Raw genomic sequence first — 16,838 nt, 5'->3', positions numbered from 1 at the left:
CCGCGCGGCGCCCGGTGCGGCGCGCTGCTGTGAGCGAAGCCACACAAGACCTGAGTGTGAGCGCTAACATTGTTGCCGTCAATCATCGGCCTAGCTCTTTCTTTCTCAATGCTCACGCCCATGACCGCGCGGCGTTAGCGCTCACTTTGGAGACCCGCCGCCGGCAACCCCGAAGCTGACAGTCAGCCCGCCGGGAGCCACACGCGCATCGTCGAGGGTCCGCGGTTGGCCCAGGCGTGGTACTCCACCAGCGCCACCTCGTCGAACTCCTCCCCCGTCCCGGATGACGGCTCGGCCCCGCCGGGCCGGTAGGGCCAGTCGTGGTCCTGCGGGTGGTCCACGCGCCGGCAGCGCACGACGGCCCGGCCGTCGACCAGGCGGGGCGGCTGGCTGGTGTCGACGCGAAGCTCGTCAACGGTCTCGACACCGGGGACGTCGACGGACTCCAGGGCCAGCACGAGCGGGCCGCGCTCCACCGCGACACAGCCCCGGACCGCGTCGATGCGGGTGTCCGGGTAGCTGAAGCGGGGTGCCATCGGCAGGCACAGGACGACCTCGTCGCCGCGTCGCCACGTCCGTCGCTCGGTGACGACGCCCGGGCCGACGGGCCGGGCGCTTCCGTCAACGGTCAGGGTCGCGCCCTCGCCCGCCCAGGCGGGCACCCGCAACGACAGCGACCAGGGACGGTCGTCGTCGCTGTCGACCCGCACCTGAATGCGGCCGTCGTGGGGGTAGTCGGTCGTGACCGTGACACGCACGTCACGTCCGTCGGCGAGGCGGTGCGCGACGGTGCCGGGCACGTACTGGTGGAGCTGGAGGCCCTCGTCGTCCGCCGTGGCGACGTACGCCGCCAGGCTGGCCATGGTCCGTGCCACATTGGTCGGGCAGCAGGACACCTCGAACCAGGGCGCCCGCAACGAGGCCGCGGCGCGAATGCTGGCCCGGTCGGCGTCCGGGACGATGCCGAGTTCACGGCGGTGCAGGGTGTTGGTGTAGAAGAAGCTTCGCCCGTCGGCCGACGGCGACGTCGACACCACGTTGTAGAGCGTCCGCTCGATGAGGTCGGCGTACCCGGGGTCGCCGTGGGCGAGCAGCAGCCGCCACGCGAGCATCACCGAGCCGATGCCGGCGCAGGTCTCGGAGTACGCGCGGTCGGGGGGCAGCACCCAGTCGTCGCCGAACGCCTCGTCCTGGTGGCGGGAGCCCTGCCCGCCGGTGACGTACGTGCGCCGCGCCACCGTGTTCGTCCACTGTCGGCCCACCGCCGCCAACAGGTCGGCGTCGTCCGTCTCGGTCGCGACGTCGACGGCGCCGGCGGAGAGGTAGTTCGCCCTGACGGCGTGCCCACGCAGGACTGCCGCCTGACGCACGGGGATGTCGTCCTGGAAGTACTCCCGGCCCCATTCCACGTCACGCAGCCGGCCATGCCCCCGGCGTTCGACGAAGAGAGCCGCCTGGGTGAGGTAACGGTCGTCGCCGGTGACCCGGGCGAACTCCACGAGCGCGGTTTCGATCTCCGGATGCCCGCAGACGCCGTCGATGCCGTCCGGTCCGAACGTCTCGCAGGCGTTGTCGGCGGCCCGGCGGGCAACGGCGAGCAGCCCGTCGTCGGCGTCCGGACGGGTCCGGGCCCGGGCGACCGCCGCCTGCAAAAGGTGACCGAGACAGTAGAGCTCATGGCCCCATTCGAGGTCGGACCAGCGGGCTGCCTGGCCCGACCGGCCGAACTTGGTGTTGAGGTAGCCGTCGGGCTCCTGCGCGTCTGCCACCCGTCGCACGACCGCGAGGAACCGCGATTCCAGGCCGGCGTCGCCCGACCGGCCGATCTCCCACGCCATCGCTTCGAGGAACTTGTAGACCTCCGAGTCGGAGAACTCGCGTCCACGGCGCTCGCGGGCCAGGTCACCCTTCTCGGCAGCGAGGTCGAAGTTTCGAATCCAGCCCTCTCGCTCAAGCCAGTGCTGGATGTGTTCGAGAGTCGCCGCAGCGTTGACCGATTGGCGCTCGGCCCAGAATCCGCCCGAGATCCGGACTTCACCCAGTCCGAGCGGGCGAAGCCGGCCGCGGCTCGCCATCACCGGCGTGGCGGTGGGTGCGGTGCCGATCATGGTCATCCCTTCAGGGCGCCGGACATGAAGCCGCGCACGTAGTGTCGTTGAAGCAGCAGGAACAGGACCATGCACGGAAGCGCGAGGACGACGACGCCCGCTTCGGTCGCGCCGTAGTCGACGACGCCCTGCACCTGGCCGCGCAGGTTGGACACGGCCAGCGGCAGGGTCATTCGCTCGGAGTCGTTGATGAGGATCAGCGGCGCCATGAAGTCGTTCCACGCGGCGAGGAAGGCGAAGAGCCCGACGGTGATCATGCCCGGCTTCACGGCCGGCACGAGTACCCGCCAGAGTGCGCCGAAGGACGAGCAGCCGTCGACCATCGCGGCCTCGTCGAGCTCGCGCGGCACCGCCTCGAAGGAGATGCGCATCAGGAAGGTGGAGAACGGCAGTTGGAACACCGTGAGCACGAGGGCCACCCCGACCAGGGAGTTCTGCAGCCCCACCTCGTTGAGCAGCACGTACAGCGGGATCAGCAGCGTCGCGTACGGGACCATCAGGATGGCCAGCGTGACCAGGAACAGCACGTTCTTGCCGGGGAAGCGGAACCGCGCGAACGCGTAGCCCCCGAGCAGGGAGATGAGCAGGGTCAACGCGACCGTCAGCCCGGACACGAACGCGGAGTTCGCGAGGTAGCGCCAGATGCCGGCCTGGTAGTGGGTCAACGTCTCGTAGTTGCCGAACCCCCAGCCGTGCGTCTGGTTCGTGCCGGCCTGCGGCGCGATCGAGGCGACAGCGGTCCAGCCGAGCGGGAACAGGAAGATCACGGCCAGCGCCCCGGTCAGGACCCAGTAGGGGGTCCGCAGCGCGACACCGGCGATGGTGGCACCGGCCGAACCGGTTGGTGCGGCAGGTACGGCCGGGGGTGCCGGCGGCCGTTCACCGACCGTGGTGGGGGTGGACGGGGAACCGGTGCGCATCGCGTCAGCTCTCCTCGGACCGGAAGGCGCGCATCTGCAGCGCGTTGATGATGACCAGGGCCACCAGCACGATGATGGAGATGGCGGCCGCCACCCCGAGATCGTTCTGGCCCTGGAAGGCCACCGAGTAGATGAGCTGCACCACGGAGATCGTGCTGTTGTCCGGGCCGCCCTTGGTGAGGATGTAGAACTGCTCGAACGCGAGCAGGGAGCCGGTCACGCAGAGCACGGTGGTCAACGCCAGCGTCGGGCGCAGGAGCGGCAGGGTGACCTTCCAGAAGGTCTGCCAGCGACTGGCGCCGTCCATCCGGGCGGCCTCGTACACGTCCGCCGATATTCCCTGCAGGCCGACGAGCATGAGCACCATGTAGAAGCCGGCGTAGCGCCAGACGATGAGGAAGAGCGTCGAGAAGAGCGCCGCAGTCGGTGAACCGAGGAAGGTGAAGCCCCAACGCTCCATCAGGGGCGCCAGCGGGCTCGCGAACGGCGAGTAGAGCACGTAGAACAGCAGGGACGCCGAGGCCAACCCGAGCGCGCTGGGAACCAGGAACGACGCGCGAATCAGGTTGTTCCATCGGCTCGACTCCTGCACGAGCAGGGCCAGGCCCAGCCCGAGCAGCAGGAGCAGCACGGTCGCGAGCACCGTGTACTTGATGGTGAACACCACCGAGGAGGTGAAGAACCGGTGGTTCAACGCCTTCACGAAGTTGTCGGGGAAGTTGATGCCCTGGTCGCCGGCCAGCAGCGGCCACCTTGACACCGACATCCGGATCACGAGCAGCAGCGGGACGGCGAACAGCGCCGTCACGATGACCGCCGTCGGGGTGGCGTAGAGCCAGCCGAGCAGGGCTCGACGGCCGCTGCGACGAGCGACGCGTCGAGTCGCCGCACCGGCTGGGGGTGCGTTGACTCTCATGGGAACCTCTCGTTCGTCGGCTGGCGGGCAGATCGCTGAGGTGTCCGGGTCGGTGTCATGGCGCGAGGGTGTGCCGGGCCGACGGCCCGGCACACGCCCACGGCGAAGGTCTACTGCCCGAGCACGGCGGAGATCTCGTCGTTGTCCTTCTGCAGGTTGCCGCCGTCACCCAGCACCTGGTCGCGCACGAGGGTCAGCCAGGGGCTGTTCGGCGCGTTGAACGCCTGCTGGAAGTTCAACGCGACCGGCGTGTCTCCCTTGCCGGCGACCTCGTTGATGGTGACCAGCCGCGGGTCCTCGGCGGCGTACTTGTTGTTCGCGAGGTCGGAGCGCGACACCACGTCCTTGTCCTTCGCGAGCACCTCCACCTGGGCGTCCTCGGACATCATCCAGTTCAGGAAGTTCCAGGCCTGCGCGGCCTTCTTCGAGTCCTTCGAGACACCGATGCCGTCGCCGCCGACGAAAGTGGAGGCGCCGCCGTCCGGGCCGGGGATGCCGGCCACGCCGACATCGAACGGCGTCGAGGAGAGCAGGGTCGCCGGGTAGAACATCAGGCCCACCTTGCCCTGGGTGAACCCGGCCGTCCAGGTGGGGCCCGCCTCGTCCTTCGAGGACGGCAGCACGGCGCCGGACTTCCAGAGGTCCCGCCAGGTGCGGTAGACCTTCTGGGCGGTGTCGTCGGCGAGCCTGGACTTGGCGCCGTCCTCGCTCAGCACCTCGCCGCCGCTGGCCCAGACCGTGGGGAACCAGGTGAAGACCAGGCACCCGCCGCAGTTCAGGCCGGTGGCCGTGCCGTAGACGCCGTCCTTCTTCAACGCCTGGATCGCCTTGGCGGCGTTGGCGTACTCCTCCAGCGTGGCCGGGGCCTTCTCCGGGTCCAGGCCGGCGTCCTTGAACAGCTGCTTGTTCCAGAACAGCATCGACAGGTCCAGCACGAAGGGCAGCACGTACTCCTTGCCCTCGCGGGTGCCGGCGGCAAGGTGCCCCTTGTTGATGGAGTCCTTGAAGGCGAGGCCGTTGATGTTCGAGCTGAGGTCCCGGAACAGTCCCTGCTGCACCCAGTTGGGCACGTAGACGATGTCCGCGGCGAAGAGGTCGGGGAGCCCGCCGGAGCCGGCCGCCGCGCCAACCTTCGCCACGTAGTCGTCGTTGGGTACGACGGTCAGCTTGACCTGGTTCTTGTGGCTGGAGTTGTAGGCCTCGACGAGCAGCTTCGCCTGCTTCTCCAGCGGTGCGCGGGTCCAGAGCGTCAGCTCGCTGCCGTCATCGGTGCCATCGGGTCCGGCTTGAACCGCCGCCGGCTCCTTCGAGTCGTCCTTACCGCACGCTGCGGCGCCGAGTGCCAGCGCCGCCACGAGGACTCCTGCCAGTGGGCGCAGGCCAACCCGCCTGCGCAAGGTTCGTCTCATCTTCCGCTCCTAGGGTCATCGTTGGGCGTATTCGTACTGTGGTTGTGCGCGTGCTCCCCGAGGCGTGGCCTACGGTCGCTGTGCAAGGCGGTAGTAGGTGCTGTTCCAGCGGATACGGTCGGCGAACGACCGTGGGTCGGTCGCAGAGTCGATCATCAGTAGCTCGACACCGGCCATGTCAGCGAAATCGGCGAGGGCTTCCCGGCCGACCGCGGTGCTCAGCACGGTGTGGTGCGGGCCGCCCGCGAGCAACCAGCACTCGGCCGACGTGGCGAGGTCGGGGCAGGGTTTCCAGACCGCGCGGGCGACGGGCAGCCGCGGCAGCGGCTCGTCCGGCTCCACGAGGTCGATCTCGTTGGCGGTCAGCCGGAGCCGGCCGCCCAGATCGGCGAGGCCGACCACGAGGCCAGGGCCGGGCGCGGCGGTGAAGACCAGGCGAACCGGGTCCTCGCGGTCCCCGATCGACAACGGGTGGATCTGGAGGCTCGGACGGCCGCCGGCGATGCTCGGGCAGACCTCGAGCATGTGCGCGCCCAGGATCTTCGGCTCGCCGGGCCCCCAGTGGTAGGTGTAGTCCTCCATGAACGAGGTGCCGCCCGGCTCGTCTCCGGCCACCACCTTCAGGATGCGCAGCAGCGCCGCCGTCTTCCAGTCACCCTCGCCGCCGAACCCGTAGCCGTCGGCCATCAGGCGCTGCACGGCGAGGCCGGGGAGCTGCCGCAGCCCGCCCAGGTCTTCGAAGTTCGTCGTGAAGGCGTCGAAGCCACCGGTCCCGAGGAACTGGCGAAGGCCGAGCTCGATTCGGGCGCCGTACCGCAGGGAGTCGTGTCGGTCGCCACCGCGGCGCAGTTCGGGCGTGACGTCGTAGCGCTCCTCGTACTCGACGACGAGCTTGTCCACCTCGGCGTCGCCTGCCTCGTCGACGGCCGCGACGAGCGCGTTCACGCCGTAGGCGTTGACCGAGATGCCCAAGGTCGCCTGGGCGCCGACCTTGTCGCCGTCTGTCACAGCCACGTCGCGCATGTTGTCGCCGAAGCGGGCCATCCGCAGCGATCGAGCCGCCCGCCAACCGGTCGCCGCGCGAGCCCAGGCGCTGACCCGGCCCGCCAGTGCCGGATCACCGGCGAAGCCCGCGACGGTCTTGCGGGCCACCCCCAACCGCGACTGCACGTACCCGAACTCGCGGTCGCCGTGTGCGGCCTGGTTGAGGTTCATGAAGTCCATGTCCAACTCGGCCCAGGGCAGCGACCGGTTGGCCTGGGTGTGCAGGTGCAGCAGCGGCTTGCCGAGCGCGGACAGGCCGGCGATCCAGGCCTTCGCCGGTGAGAACGTGTGCATCCAGGCGATGACGCCGACCACCGCGTCGTCCGCGGTGGCGTCCAGGCAGGTTCGGCGGATCGCGTCGGAGGTCGTCAGCACCGGCTTCCACACCAGCCGAGGGCTGGCTCGCAGGCCGCCGGCGAGCGCCTGGCACACCTCGCGGGACTGCGCCGCGACCTGCTCAAGCACGTCGTCGCCGTACAGCGCCTGACTCCCTGTCAGGAACCAGATCTCCCCCGGACTATCTACTGTCGGCACGAATGTCACTCCGTTCCATCGGACCGGCCAGGCTGGCCGTACACCTTCTGGTAGCGCGCGTAGAGCCGGTCGACGTCGACGGGATCGATCTCCCGTGGCGTGCCGAGCTGCCGGGCGAGGTGAACGGTCCGTGCGACGTCCTCGCACATGACCGCCGCCTTCACCGCGTCGCGGGCCGTCGCTCCGATCGTGAACACGCCGTGGTTGCGCATGAGCACGGCGGGCGATCGGTGCCCGGTGAGCGTCTCCACGATGCCCCGGCCGATGGAGTCGTCACCGATCATGGCGAACGGTCCGACCGGGATTTCCCCGCCGAACTCGTCGGCCATGGCGGTGAGCACACACGGGATGGGCTCTCCGCGGGCTGCCCACGCCGAGGCGTACGTCGAGTGGGTGTGGACGACCCCGCCGACGTCGGGCCGATGCCGATAGACGTACGCGTGGGCCGCGGTGTCGCTCGACGGGTTGAGGTCGCCCTCGACCAGGTTGCCGTCCAGATCGCAGACGACCATGGAATCCGCCGTCAGGTCGGCGTAGTCCACGCCGCTCGGCTTGATGACCATCAGGTCGTGGCCCGGCACCCGGCCGGACACGTTGCCGGCCGTCCACGCCACGAGGCGGTAGGCGGTCAGCTGCGCGTGCAGCGCGGCAACCGCTTCCCGGACCGGCCGCACCACTTCGGTGCGCGTCGTCTCGTACGTCGTCATCGGGTCTCCGCCTCCCGCCGGATTCGGCGCAGCTCGCGCATCACGTCGTTGCCGCCGCGACCGAAGTAGTCGTGCAGCGTCAGGTACTGCGCGTACAGCTCGTCGTAGGCCGCGGCGCGCTTCTCGTCGGGTTCGTAGATCGCGACGTCCCGCCGGCCCATCGCCGCTGCGGCGGCACGCACGCTCGGGTACGCGCCGGCGGCGACCGCGGCGTGGATCGCCGAGCCGACCGCGGGTGCGTGCGCGGAGCCCACGATGCTGAGCGGCAGCCTGGTCACGTCGCTGTAGAGCTGCATCAGGAACCGGTTCTTGACCAGACCCCCGGCAACGACCAGCTCGGTCACCGGCACGCGTCCCGCGCGCAGCGCGTCGACGATGACCCGGGTGCCGAATGCGGTCGCCTCCAGCAGAGCCCGGTAGATGTCCTCGGGGCGGGTCGCCAGGGTCAGCCCGACAACGAGCCCGGAGAGCTCGTGGTCGACCAGGACGGACCGGTTGCCGCTGTGCCAGTCGAGCGCGACCAGGCCGTGCCCGCCGACCGGCTGCAGGGCCGCCTTCTCGGTGAGCAGATCGTGGACCGAGATGCCTCGGGCGCGTGCCTCGTCGGCGTAGGCCGGCGGGGTGTTCCGCCCGGTGAACCAGGCGAAGATGTCGCCGACGCCGCTCTGGCCGGCCTCGTAACCCCAGAGCCCGTCGACGATGCCACCGTGGACCACCCCGCAGATGCCGGGCACCTCGGTCAGCACCTCGGAACTGACCACATGGCAGGTGGAGGTGCCCATGATGGCGACGAGCTGGCCGGGCTCGACAGCACCGGCCGCGGGCGCGGTGACGTGGGCGTCGACGTTTCCGGCGCAGACCGCGATGCCCGCCGGGAGGCCGGTCAGTGCCGCTGCTTCGGGTGTCAGGGTGCCGGCTCGGCTGCCGAGAGCGGCGATCGGGCCGGCGAGCTTGCGGGTCACGAAGTCGGTGAAGCCCGGGTTCAGCGCCGCGAGGAAGTCGTCCGAGGGGTAGCGGCCGTCCTGGTAGATCGCCTTGTAGCCGGTCGCGCAGGCGTTGCGGACGTACGTACCGGTCAGCTGCCAGACGATCCAGTCGGCGGCCTCGACCCAGCAGTCGGTGCGTGCGTAGACCTCGGGGTCCTCCTCCAGAAGCTGGAGGCCCTTGGCGAACTCCCACTCGGAGGAGATCCGGCCGCCGTAACGGCTGATCCAGGGTTCGTCTCGCTCATGGGCCAGCTGGTTGATCCGGTCGGCGTGGCGCTGAGCGGCGTGGTGCTTCCAGAGCTTGACGTACGCGTGCGGCCGGCCGGTCAGCTCGGGCAGCTCGCACAGCGGCGTGCCGTCGGCCAGGGTGGGCAGCACCGTGCAGGACGTGAAGTCCGTGCCGATGCCGATGACCTCGTCGGGGGCGATCCCGGCGGCTTCGACCGCCTCGGGCACCGCGTGGCGCAGCACGTCGAGGTAGTCCGCGGGGACCTGGAGCGCCCAGTCGGGCGGCAGCCGCTCGCCGGTGGCGGCCAGGAATTCGTCCATGACGCCGTGCGCGTACTCGTGGACCGCGGAGCCGACCACGGCGCCGTCGCGGACGCGGACCACGACGGCCCTGCCGGACAACGTGCCAAAGTCGACACCGACGACGTACCCGGAGGCGTCAGCGATAACGGAACGCGGCAACATCGGGTTCCTCCAAACAGGTACGTGCGGCATCGCGACGTAGGAGTGTTAGCGGAGTCACTCGAAGTGTTAGCGTTAACTTCAGCGGCGTCAAGACTCGAAGAAGAGATTGTTTTCGAAGCGTTTACCCGCGCTCCTCGGGCGGGCCCTACGTCCGACGGCTGGACGTGCTGTTGCGAATCACCAGCTCCGGGGGAATGACCGACGAAGCGCCACGCTCCTCGCCCCCCTCGATCTCGTCCAACAGAATCTCGATGCTGCGCCGGCCGACATCGCGAAACGGCTGACTCACGGTGGTCAGCGGCGGTGTCATGAACGCCGCCTCGGGGATGTCGTCGAACCCCACCACGCTGACGTCCTCCGGCACCCGCGCCCCCGCTTCGTGCAGCGCCCGCAGCACGCCCAAGGCCATCGAGTCGTTGGCCGCGAACACCGCGGTGGCCCGGCGATCCCGGGCCAGCTTCTGGCCGGCGACGTACCCCGACTTGGCGCTCCAGTCACCGACGAGCTCCCGAGGCACCGCCCGCCCGTTCTCCTCCAGCGCGGCCAACCAGCCGTCGACGCGCCCGTTCGCCTCGCTCCAGTCCGACGGGCCCCGCACATGGTGAACGGTCTCATGCCCCAGGGCGAGCAGATGCTCGGTGACCAGGCGGGCGCCGAGGACCTGGTCGACCGAGACACTGGTGACGTTCGGCAGGGCATTCTCCACGGCGACGACCGGAACGTCGGTCGGCAAAGCGCGGACGAACGCCATCGCCTCGGCAGCCTGCGGGGCGATCAGGACGAGGCCGTCCACCGACTGGTCGACCAGGCGCTGGACCGCCTGGGTCGCCGCCTCTGCGGTGGGCCGACGCAGGCTCGCCACGCTCACCGCGTATCCCGCGTCCTCGGTGGCGTGTTCGATGCCGTTGAGCATCGAAGCAGGACCGTAGAGCGTGGTGTCGAAGCAGACAACGCCGAGCGTCTGCGAGCGTCGGGTGACCAGGCTCCGCGCGGCGCTGTTACGGCGGTAGCCAAGCTGCTCGATGGCCAGCAGGACCCGCTCGCGGGTATTGGGGCGCACCGACTCGGGCTCGTTGAGGACTCGGGACACGGTCATGTGCGACACGCCCGCCAAGCGCGCGACGTCGCCCATGACCGGCAGGCGGCGGCTCTTTGCCACGCTCAGTTCCGACGGATCCTTCACCACAGGCTCATCATCCTCGATCTCACCGCGGAGTCGTCATACGCCCTCCCCCGCGCGGACAGCGACCTTGAACCCGTCCACGTTACTGCCGCCGCCCCTGCCGCAACCGCGCAGGCCAGCGGAAAGGCGTTAACGATAACATTTAGGGCCGGCGAGAAGGGGCGGAGGGCGGGAAACCTCCCGCCCTCCGCACGGGTCACTGGGTGAGTTCGGCGACCTGCTCGGCCGTCAACCGGGGCGCCTCGGCAGGAGCCCCCAGCGTCCTGGCTCCGGCGGGCGGATCGGCGGGCCGCCGCAGATGCCAGTCCGTCGTCGCCTGGTACGCGGCCACCACCGACAACAGCCGGTCCTCGCCGTAGGGCAGGCCACCGAGGATGGTGCCGATCGGCACGCCGGCGGCGCTGAACCCGATCGGGAAGGCGATCTCCGGCAGGCCCAGGATGTCGAAGGGCACCGGGTCGGTCTGCACCACGACGTCGCACGCGTCGAACAGGTCGTTGAGCACCCGTTCCATCAGCAGCAGCTTGGCCCGCTGGCCGGTGAGGAACTCGTTGCCGCCCAGCAACGCCCCCTGCAGCCAACTGGTCAGCGACACGCCGAAGCCACGCAGGTCGGTACGCAGGTAGGGCATGAACGGCTCGCTGCGCTCGGCCAGCCGAACGTTGTTGAACACGCTGCCGGTGAGCTGGCTCCACTCGGCGGGCAGGGACACGTCCACGAGCGTGACGCCGGGAATCGCGGCAAGCTGGGCCAGATACGCCTGGCGGGCCAACGCGGTCGCCGAGGTGCCGTTGGTGAAGCCCGGCAGCACGCCGATCCTGGTGTTCCAACGCAGCTTGACCCGGTTCTTCTGGTACACCGGGGTGGCCGCGTCGATGAGATCGGGCACGTCGGGCAGTCCCTGACTGCGCGGATCCGCCGGGTCCTCGCCCGCCATCGCCGTCAGCATGATGGCGGCGTCCTTGGCATCGCGAGCCAGCGGCCCCGGGTGGTCGCGGGTGTAGGTGAGCGGAATGATGCCGGCCGCCGAGACGCGACCCATGGTCGGCTTGAGCCCGGTCAGGTTCTGGGCGTTCGACGGGGCGGTGATCGAGCCACCGGTCTGGGTGCCGATACCGGAGGTTGCCATGCGGCCGGCCACCGCGGTAGCCGTGCCGGTCGAGGACCCGCCGGGGTCGGTGTTTCGGTTGGTCGGCGTCCAGGCGTTCACCGTGGTGATCACACCGGCCGGGGTGGTGGCCCGGGTGGTGGCCAACGGGCCCATCTGCGTCTTGCCGAGGACGACCGCGCCGCTGGCCTTGAGCCGGGCCACGGCGGTCGCGTCGTACGGCGGCACGAAGTCCTTGAACAGGAAGGAGTTCCCGGTGGTGCGGACGCCCTCGGTGTAGTAGTTGTCCTTGACCACCAGCGGAATGCCATGAAGCGCGCCGCGTCGGGGCTCGCGGGCGGCATCGCGTGCCGCCACCACGGCCGCATCGGCGAGCACCAGGTTGAAGGCCTGGTAAATGCCGTCGTACGTGGAGATGCGCGCCAGGTACGCCTCGACCAACTGCTCCGGGGTGAGCTTGTTGGCGCGGATGAGCCAGGCCGCCTCGGCGATGGTCAGCTCGGTCGGATCAGCGACCGCCTCCGGCCGGGGCTGGGCGTAGGCGTTGGGGTGGTCCAGCGGCTTGTTCTTGTTCCCCGCCGCAAGGCTCCCGAACAAGGGGCCGCTCGCCGCCGCCATCTGAGGCGCGACGACGGCCGCGCCCGCGGCGGAGGCGACGGCCAGCGCGGCGGCGCGGGCCAGAAACGCCCGGCGGTCGACCGAACGGTCAAGTGGTTCGACAGTCATGACTTCCGCCATTCCGTGCTGTTCGCGGGGTACAGGATCGGCACGCGTTGCTGCGACAACGCCTTCCTCGCATCCGGATCCGCGGCGCCCGGGACGGGCAACTGGTACGCGGCCAGTTCCGCCACGGTGCCCCGCAGGAATGAGCGCAGCGAGGCGAGGACGGAGTCCCGCCCGGGCGCGCCGGTCACCGGATCGGAGGTGGTGCCGGGCGGAAGTTGGTCAAGGTCGATACCGAGCGCGGCCAGCCGCGCCCGGATCATCACGTTCAGGTCAGCATCGGTGGGCGGCGTAGGTGCCATGGTGCTCCTCTCGCGGAGGCAGGTCGCCGGGTTCCGGTGAAGTGAGCTGAACCTAGGTCGATCGCAGCGTCACGCGAGGGAAGCACGCATGGGAATTGAGGGATATTTGAGCCGGCGTCCCGGCCTGCCGTTCAGCGCAGCAGCGCTCCGAGCGCGTCGGCGAAGACCTCGTGGTGCCGGGCGACGTCCTCGACGGTGGTCTGCGGGCACATCAGTGCCATGTTGTGGAACGGGGTGATCAGGATCCCCCGGTTGATCAGATAGACGTGCAGATAGTCCTCCAGGTCGGGGTCGCCGCAGGCCGCGGATTCGGTGCCGGTGCGGGGCGCCGGAGCGGCGAAGCGATACTCCACGCGCGCGCCGAGCTGGCTCACCGACCAGGGCAGCGCGTACTCCTTGATCAGGGTGCGGACGCCCTCGGCGAAGACGGACGCCACATCGATCATGCCGGCGAACGCCTCGTCGGTGAGGACCTCCTCAAGGGTGGCTCGGGTGGCCGCGATCGACACCGGGTTGCCGGCGAGCGTGCCCCCTACGCCACCCATGTCGACCAGGTCGAGGTCCGGCCGACCGGTCAGCGCGGCGGCGAGTTCGGTGGACAGGCCGTACGCGCCAACCGGGACGCCGCCGCCGATGGCCTTGCCGATCGTGATCACGTCCGGCGTCAGGCCCCACGCAGCGGTCGCGCCACCCGGCCCGGCCGAGAACGTGTGCGTCTCGTCATTGATGAGGTAGGTGCCGTGCTGCCGGGTGAGCGCGCGGACCCCGTCGAGGTAGCCGGGTTCGGGCAGCACTATGCCGATGTTGGTCAGCGCCGGCTCCATCAGGACCGCGGCCACATCTCCGTGTGCGAGTTCGCGGGCCAGTCCGTCGAGGTCGTTGAACTCGGCGACCCGGCTGGTGGCGGTCACGTCGTAGGGGGCGCCGACGTTGCCCGCACGGCTGCGCGGGCGTCCGTCCGGCCCGACCACGATCAGTGATTCGTCCACGGAGCCGTGGTAGCAATAGCTGTTCACGAGGATGCGTGGACGGCCGGTGACGGCACGCAGCAGCCGGATCGCCCACCGATTCGCATCGGTGGCGGTCAGGGTGAAACTCCAGGCGGGGAGCCCGAAGCGACGGCTCAGTTCGGCCCCGACCGTCGCCGCCTCCTCGGTGGGCAGCATCGTGCTCGCTCCGCCGAGCTCGGCGAGCCGCCGGGTGACGGCGGCGACGACCGGAGCGGGGGAATGTCCGGCCATCGCCCCGGTGTCGCCGAGACAGAAGTCGAGGTAGTCGTGTCCGTCGACGTCAACGAGTCGAGCCCCGCGAGCGCGGTCCACATACACCGGAAAGCCGGCCGCGGTCTTGTTCATCCACGTCATCGGCACCCTGCCGAACAGGTGCTCGGCGCGCGCGTACGAGGCGGCCGACCGGGGGTGCCGATCCACGAACGCGACCCGCTCCCGCTCCAGCAGCCGGTTGAGGCGGTTGCGGTCAACCCCGCTGGCTTCGAAATCCGTAACCATCGGGCGACAGTAGCAACGGATTTCTCATCAAACTAGTGGTCACGCGACTGATTCGGCGCACCGGCCGGGCGGTCGCCCATCGCGGGACGGGCAGAGCAAACGCCGACGAACCGGCATGATGAACGAAAGCCGCCCACGGACCTGAAGGGACGGGCCATGAGACTTGGCCTGCACTACTGGAACTACTCCAAGCCCGCCGACCCGTCGAAGATCGCCCCGACCCTGGCGGAGACCGCCACGATCGCGGAGCAGACCGGCGTGTCCGCATTCACGGTCATGGACCACTACTTCCAGATGGAGTTCCAGACGTCGGCGGAGGAGCCGATGCTCGAGGCCTACACCACGCTCGGCTACCTGGCCGCGAAGACGGAACGGATGACGCTCGGTGTCCTCGTCACCGGGGTGATGTACCGCTACCCGGGCCTGCTCGCCAAGATCGTCACCACGCTCGACGTCCTCTCCGGCGGGCGGGCCCGGCTCGGCATCGGCGCGTCGTGGTACGACCGCGAGCAGCGCGGCCTCGGCGTACCGGTCGTCCCGGTCGGCGAGCGCTTCGAACGACTCGAAGAGGCGTTGCGGATCTGCCTGCAGATGTGGAGCGACGACAACGGCCGGTTCGACGGCAGGCACTACCAACTGGCCGAGACGTTGAGCGTGCCGGCGCCGATCAGCCGACCGCACCCGCCGATCATGATCGGTGGCGGCGGCGAGAAGAAGACCCTGCGGCTCGTGGCCCGCTACGCGGACGCGTGCAACCTGTTCGGCAACAGCCCCTCCGAGGTCGCGCACAAGCTCGACGTGCTGCGGAAACACTGCGCCGCCGAAGGCCGGGACTACGACGGCATCGAGAAGACCGTGATGGTCATGCGGCCTCCCCTGGCCGACGTCGACGGGTGGGTTGCCGAGGTGGCCGAGTACGCGGCGCTCGGCGTGACCGAGGTGCAGACGATGCCCGACCGGCACCCGGTCGAGTTCGCGCAGCAACTCGCCGAGCAGCAGATCCCCGCACGACTGGCCGAACTCAGCTGACGCTCGTCGACGTGGCGCGGCGGCCGACGGGGCCGCCGCGCCACGCGGTGTTTCGGGCCTCGACGTGCGGAGCATCCATCGAGGAGCATCGTTGACGCCTTAGTTAATACTCTTTAATATTTGGCCTACCTCGAGGAAGACCACTGTCCCACCCGTACGCCCGGCACGGCGACTGGCCGATCCAGCGCCGACCGGGCGGCACGGCGCCGCAACCCGCCAACGGGAAGGCCCTCGATGTCGTCACCACTGCCCCGCCGTCGCTCGCCCCTGGCCGCCGGTCTGCTCGCCCTGGCTACCGCCGGCGCGACCCTCGCCCTCACCCCGGCCGCCGCCGAAGCCGCGGTCCTGCCGAACAACTTCAAGAGCGTCGGCTACATGCCGTCCTGGAGCGGCAGCGTCAACAGCATCCAGTACGGCAAGCTCACCCACATCAACTACGCGTTCGTGCTGCCCAACAACGACGGCAGCCTGCGCGCGGTGGACAACCCCAGCAAGCTCTCCTCGCTCGTGTCGCTCGGGCACGCCAACAACGTCAAGGTGTCGATCGCGATCGGCGGCTGGAACGACGGCGACGACTCGGCGTTCGAGGCCCTCGCCGCCAACTCCGGCGCCCGCGGCGCGTTCGTCAACAACGTGGTCAACTTCGTCAACCAGTACGGCCTCGACGGTGTCGACATCGACTGGGAATACCCCGACCCGGGCGCCTCGGCCAACAACTACTCCCAACTGATGCAGCAGTTGAGCAGCGCGCTGCACAGCCGCGGCAAGCTGCTCACCGCCGCCGTGGTCTCCGAGGGCTACTACGTGCAGGGCGTACCGACGGCGGTGTTCGGCTACGTCGACTGGCTGAACATCATGGCGTACGACGGCGGTAGCCCACACGCCAACTACGACTGGTCGATCAACAGCGTCAACGGGTGGAAGTCGCGCGGCCTACCCGCCGGCAAGGCGGTGCTCGGCGTGCCCTTCTACAGCCGGCCCGGCTACTACACCTACTCCGCGCTGGTCGGCATGGACGCGGCCAACGCCAACCGGGACTGCACCACGGTCGCCGGCGCGCAGCAGTGCTACAACGGCGTCGCGACCGTCAAGCGCAAGACCCAGTGGGCGATGGCCAACGCCGGCGGGATGATGAACTGGGAACTCTCCCAGGACACCACCGGCTCCACCTCGCTGGTCAGCGCGATCTACGACACCGTCATGGGCGGCACCTCGCCGCCGAGCGGGCGGACCGGCCCGATCACCGGCATCGCCGGCAAGTGCGTCGACGTCGCCGCGGCCGGCACCGCCAACGGCACCGCCATCCAGCTCTACACCTGCAACGGCACCGCCGCGCAGAGCTGGACGGTGGCCAGTGACGGCACGCTCCGTGCCCTGGGCAAGTGCGCCGACGTGACCAGTGGCTCCACCGCCAACGGGGCCAAGGTCCAACTCTGGGACTGCAACGGCACCGGTGCCCAGGTCTGGCAGGCCCAGTCCAACGGCACGCTGCGTAACCCCCAGGCGAACAAGTGCCTGGACGCCACCGACAACAGCTCCGCCGACGGCACCCGGCTGCAGATCTGGGACTGCTTCGGCGGCGCCAACCAGGTCTGGCGCCTGCCGGCCTGACCCCACCGGCTGCCCTGCCCCCACCGCCTCGGCCGGGGGTGGGGCAGCCGCGCTACC

13 protein-coding genes are annotated in these 16,838 nt (G+C 69.7%); 2 read left to right on the top strand and 11 right to left on the bottom strand.

Annotated features, from left to right (window positions below; all coding sequences use genetic code 11):
• Positions 1–182 precede the first annotated feature (182 nt).
• The 11 genes from AB0C02_RS20690 to AB0C02_RS20640 form a co-directional block, all read right to left on the bottom strand.
• The gene (locus AB0C02_RS20690) at positions 183–2,114 is read right to left on the bottom strand and encodes a beta-L-arabinofuranosidase domain-containing protein (RefSeq protein ID WP_357550156.1); all 1,932 of its coding nucleotides are present in this window, start codon (positions 2,112–2,114) and stop codon (positions 183–185) included.
• Complete coding sequence (locus tag AB0C02_RS20685; RefSeq protein WP_357550154.1) at positions 2,111–3,028, bottom strand: carbohydrate ABC transporter permease; 918 nt, start codon at positions 3,026–3,028, stop codon at positions 2,111–2,113. Before AB0C02_RS20685 ends, AB0C02_RS20690 begins: the two co-directional genes overlap by 4 nt.
• A 4-nt stretch (positions 3,029–3,032) precedes the next feature.
• A complete protein-coding gene (locus AB0C02_RS20680; protein ID WP_357550151.1) occupies positions 3,033–3,944 on the bottom strand; it encodes a sugar ABC transporter permease in 912 nt (303 codons plus the stop codon).
• A gap of 110 nt (positions 3,945–4,054) precedes the next feature.
• Entirely contained in the window at positions 4,055–5,299 is a 1,245-nt protein-coding gene (locus AB0C02_RS20675; protein ID WP_357550146.1) for a sugar ABC transporter substrate-binding protein, read from the bottom strand.
• Between the two features lie 123 nt (positions 5,300–5,422).
• Positions 5,423–6,931 carry an L-arabinose isomerase gene (gene araA / locus AB0C02_RS20670; RefSeq protein ID WP_357550144.1) on the bottom strand — a complete coding sequence of 503 codons (1,509 nt, stop codon included), beginning with the start codon at positions 6,929–6,931 and terminating at the stop codon, positions 5,423–5,425.
• A gap of 5 nt (positions 6,932–6,936) precedes the next feature.
• Positions 6,937–7,638, bottom strand: a complete 702-nt coding sequence (locus AB0C02_RS20665; protein ID WP_357550142.1) for an L-ribulose-5-phosphate 4-epimerase — start codon at positions 7,636–7,638, stop codon at positions 6,937–6,939.
• Positions 7,635–9,317 (bottom strand): ribulokinase, encoded by a 1,683-nt coding sequence (gene araB / locus AB0C02_RS20660; RefSeq protein WP_357550139.1) that lies wholly within the window; start codon positions 9,315–9,317, stop codon positions 7,635–7,637. The genes AB0C02_RS20665 and araB overlap by 4 nt, the downstream gene beginning before the upstream one ends.
• A gap of 145 nt (positions 9,318–9,462) precedes the next feature.
• The gene (locus AB0C02_RS20655; RefSeq protein ID WP_357550137.1) at positions 9,463–10,503 is read right to left on the bottom strand and encodes a LacI family DNA-binding transcriptional regulator; all 1,041 of its coding nucleotides are present in this window, start codon (positions 10,501–10,503) and stop codon (positions 9,463–9,465) included.
• A gap of 193 nt (positions 10,504–10,696) precedes the next feature.
• Entirely contained in the window at positions 10,697–12,334 is a 1,638-nt protein-coding gene (locus AB0C02_RS20650; RefSeq protein WP_357550134.1) for an amidase, read from the bottom strand.
• Complete coding sequence (locus AB0C02_RS20645) at positions 12,331–12,633, bottom strand: hypothetical protein (protein WP_357550132.1); 303 nt, start codon at positions 12,631–12,633, stop codon at positions 12,331–12,333. Before AB0C02_RS20645 ends, AB0C02_RS20650 begins: the two co-directional genes overlap by 4 nt.
• Before the next feature lie 131 nt (positions 12,634–12,764).
• Positions 12,765–14,141 carry a transaminase gene (locus AB0C02_RS20640; protein ID WP_357550130.1) on the bottom strand — a complete coding sequence of 459 codons (1,377 nt, stop codon included), beginning with the start codon at positions 14,139–14,141 and terminating at the stop codon, positions 12,765–12,767.
• Between the two features lie 156 nt (positions 14,142–14,297).
• On the opposite strand from AB0C02_RS20640, the gene AB0C02_RS20635 reads away from it, so the two are divergent.
• Both AB0C02_RS20635 and AB0C02_RS20630 read left to right on the top strand, forming a co-directional pair.
• Positions 14,298–15,170, top strand: coding sequence for an LLM class F420-dependent oxidoreductase (locus tag AB0C02_RS20635; RefSeq protein WP_357550129.1), 873 nt, complete (start codon positions 14,298–14,300; stop codon positions 15,168–15,170).
• 234 nt (positions 15,171–15,404) lie between these two features.
• On the top strand, positions 15,405–16,781 hold the full coding sequence (locus tag AB0C02_RS20630) for a glycosyl hydrolase family 18 protein (RefSeq protein ID WP_357550127.1): 1,377 nt from the start codon (positions 15,405–15,407) through the stop codon (positions 16,779–16,781).
• Positions 16,782–16,838 lie beyond the last annotated feature (57 nt).

This window comes from Micromonospora sp. NPDC048999 (assembly GCF_040649295.1).
GTDB lineage: Bacteria > Actinomycetota > Actinomycetes > Mycobacteriales > Micromonosporaceae > Micromonospora.
The sequence above is the reverse complement of the archived record's forward strand: the minus strand, read 5'-3'. Positions and strand labels throughout refer to the sequence as shown.

Excerpts from the sequence above, each read along its gene's own strand:
- AB0C02_RS20690 (WP_357550156.1), bottom strand. The coding sequence starts at position 2,114 with ATGACCATGATCGGCACCGCACCCACCGCCACGCCGGTGATGGCGAGC.
- AB0C02_RS20685 (WP_357550154.1), bottom strand. The coding sequence starts at position 3,028 with ATGCGCACCGGTTCCCCGTCCACCCCCACCACGGTCGGTGAACGGCCG.
- AB0C02_RS20680 (WP_357550151.1), bottom strand. The coding sequence starts at position 3,944 with ATGAGAGTCAACGCACCCCCAGCCGGTGCGGCGACTCGACGCGTCGCT.
- AB0C02_RS20665 (WP_357550142.1), bottom strand. The coding sequence starts at position 7,638 with ATGACGACGTACGAGACGACGCGCACCGAAGTGGTGCGGCCGGTCCGG.
- araB (WP_357550139.1), bottom strand. The coding sequence starts at position 9,317 with ATGTTGCCGCGTTCCGTTATCGCTGACGCCTCCGGGTACGTCGTCGGT.
- AB0C02_RS20650 (WP_357550134.1), bottom strand. The coding sequence starts at position 12,334 with ATGACTGTCGAACCACTTGACCGTTCGGTCGACCGCCGGGCGTTTCTG.
- AB0C02_RS20645 (WP_357550132.1), bottom strand. The coding sequence starts at position 12,633 with ATGGCACCTACGCCGCCCACCGATGCTGACCTGAACGTGATGATCCGG.
- AB0C02_RS20640 (WP_357550130.1), bottom strand. The coding sequence starts at position 14,141 with ATGGTTACGGATTTCGAAGCCAGCGGGGTTGACCGCAACCGCCTCAAC.
- AB0C02_RS20635 (WP_357550129.1), top strand. The coding sequence starts at position 14,298 with ATGAGACTTGGCCTGCACTACTGGAACTACTCCAAGCCCGCCGACCCG.
- AB0C02_RS20630 (WP_357550127.1), top strand. The coding sequence starts at position 15,405 with ATGTCGTCACCACTGCCCCGCCGTCGCTCGCCCCTGGCCGCCGGTCTG.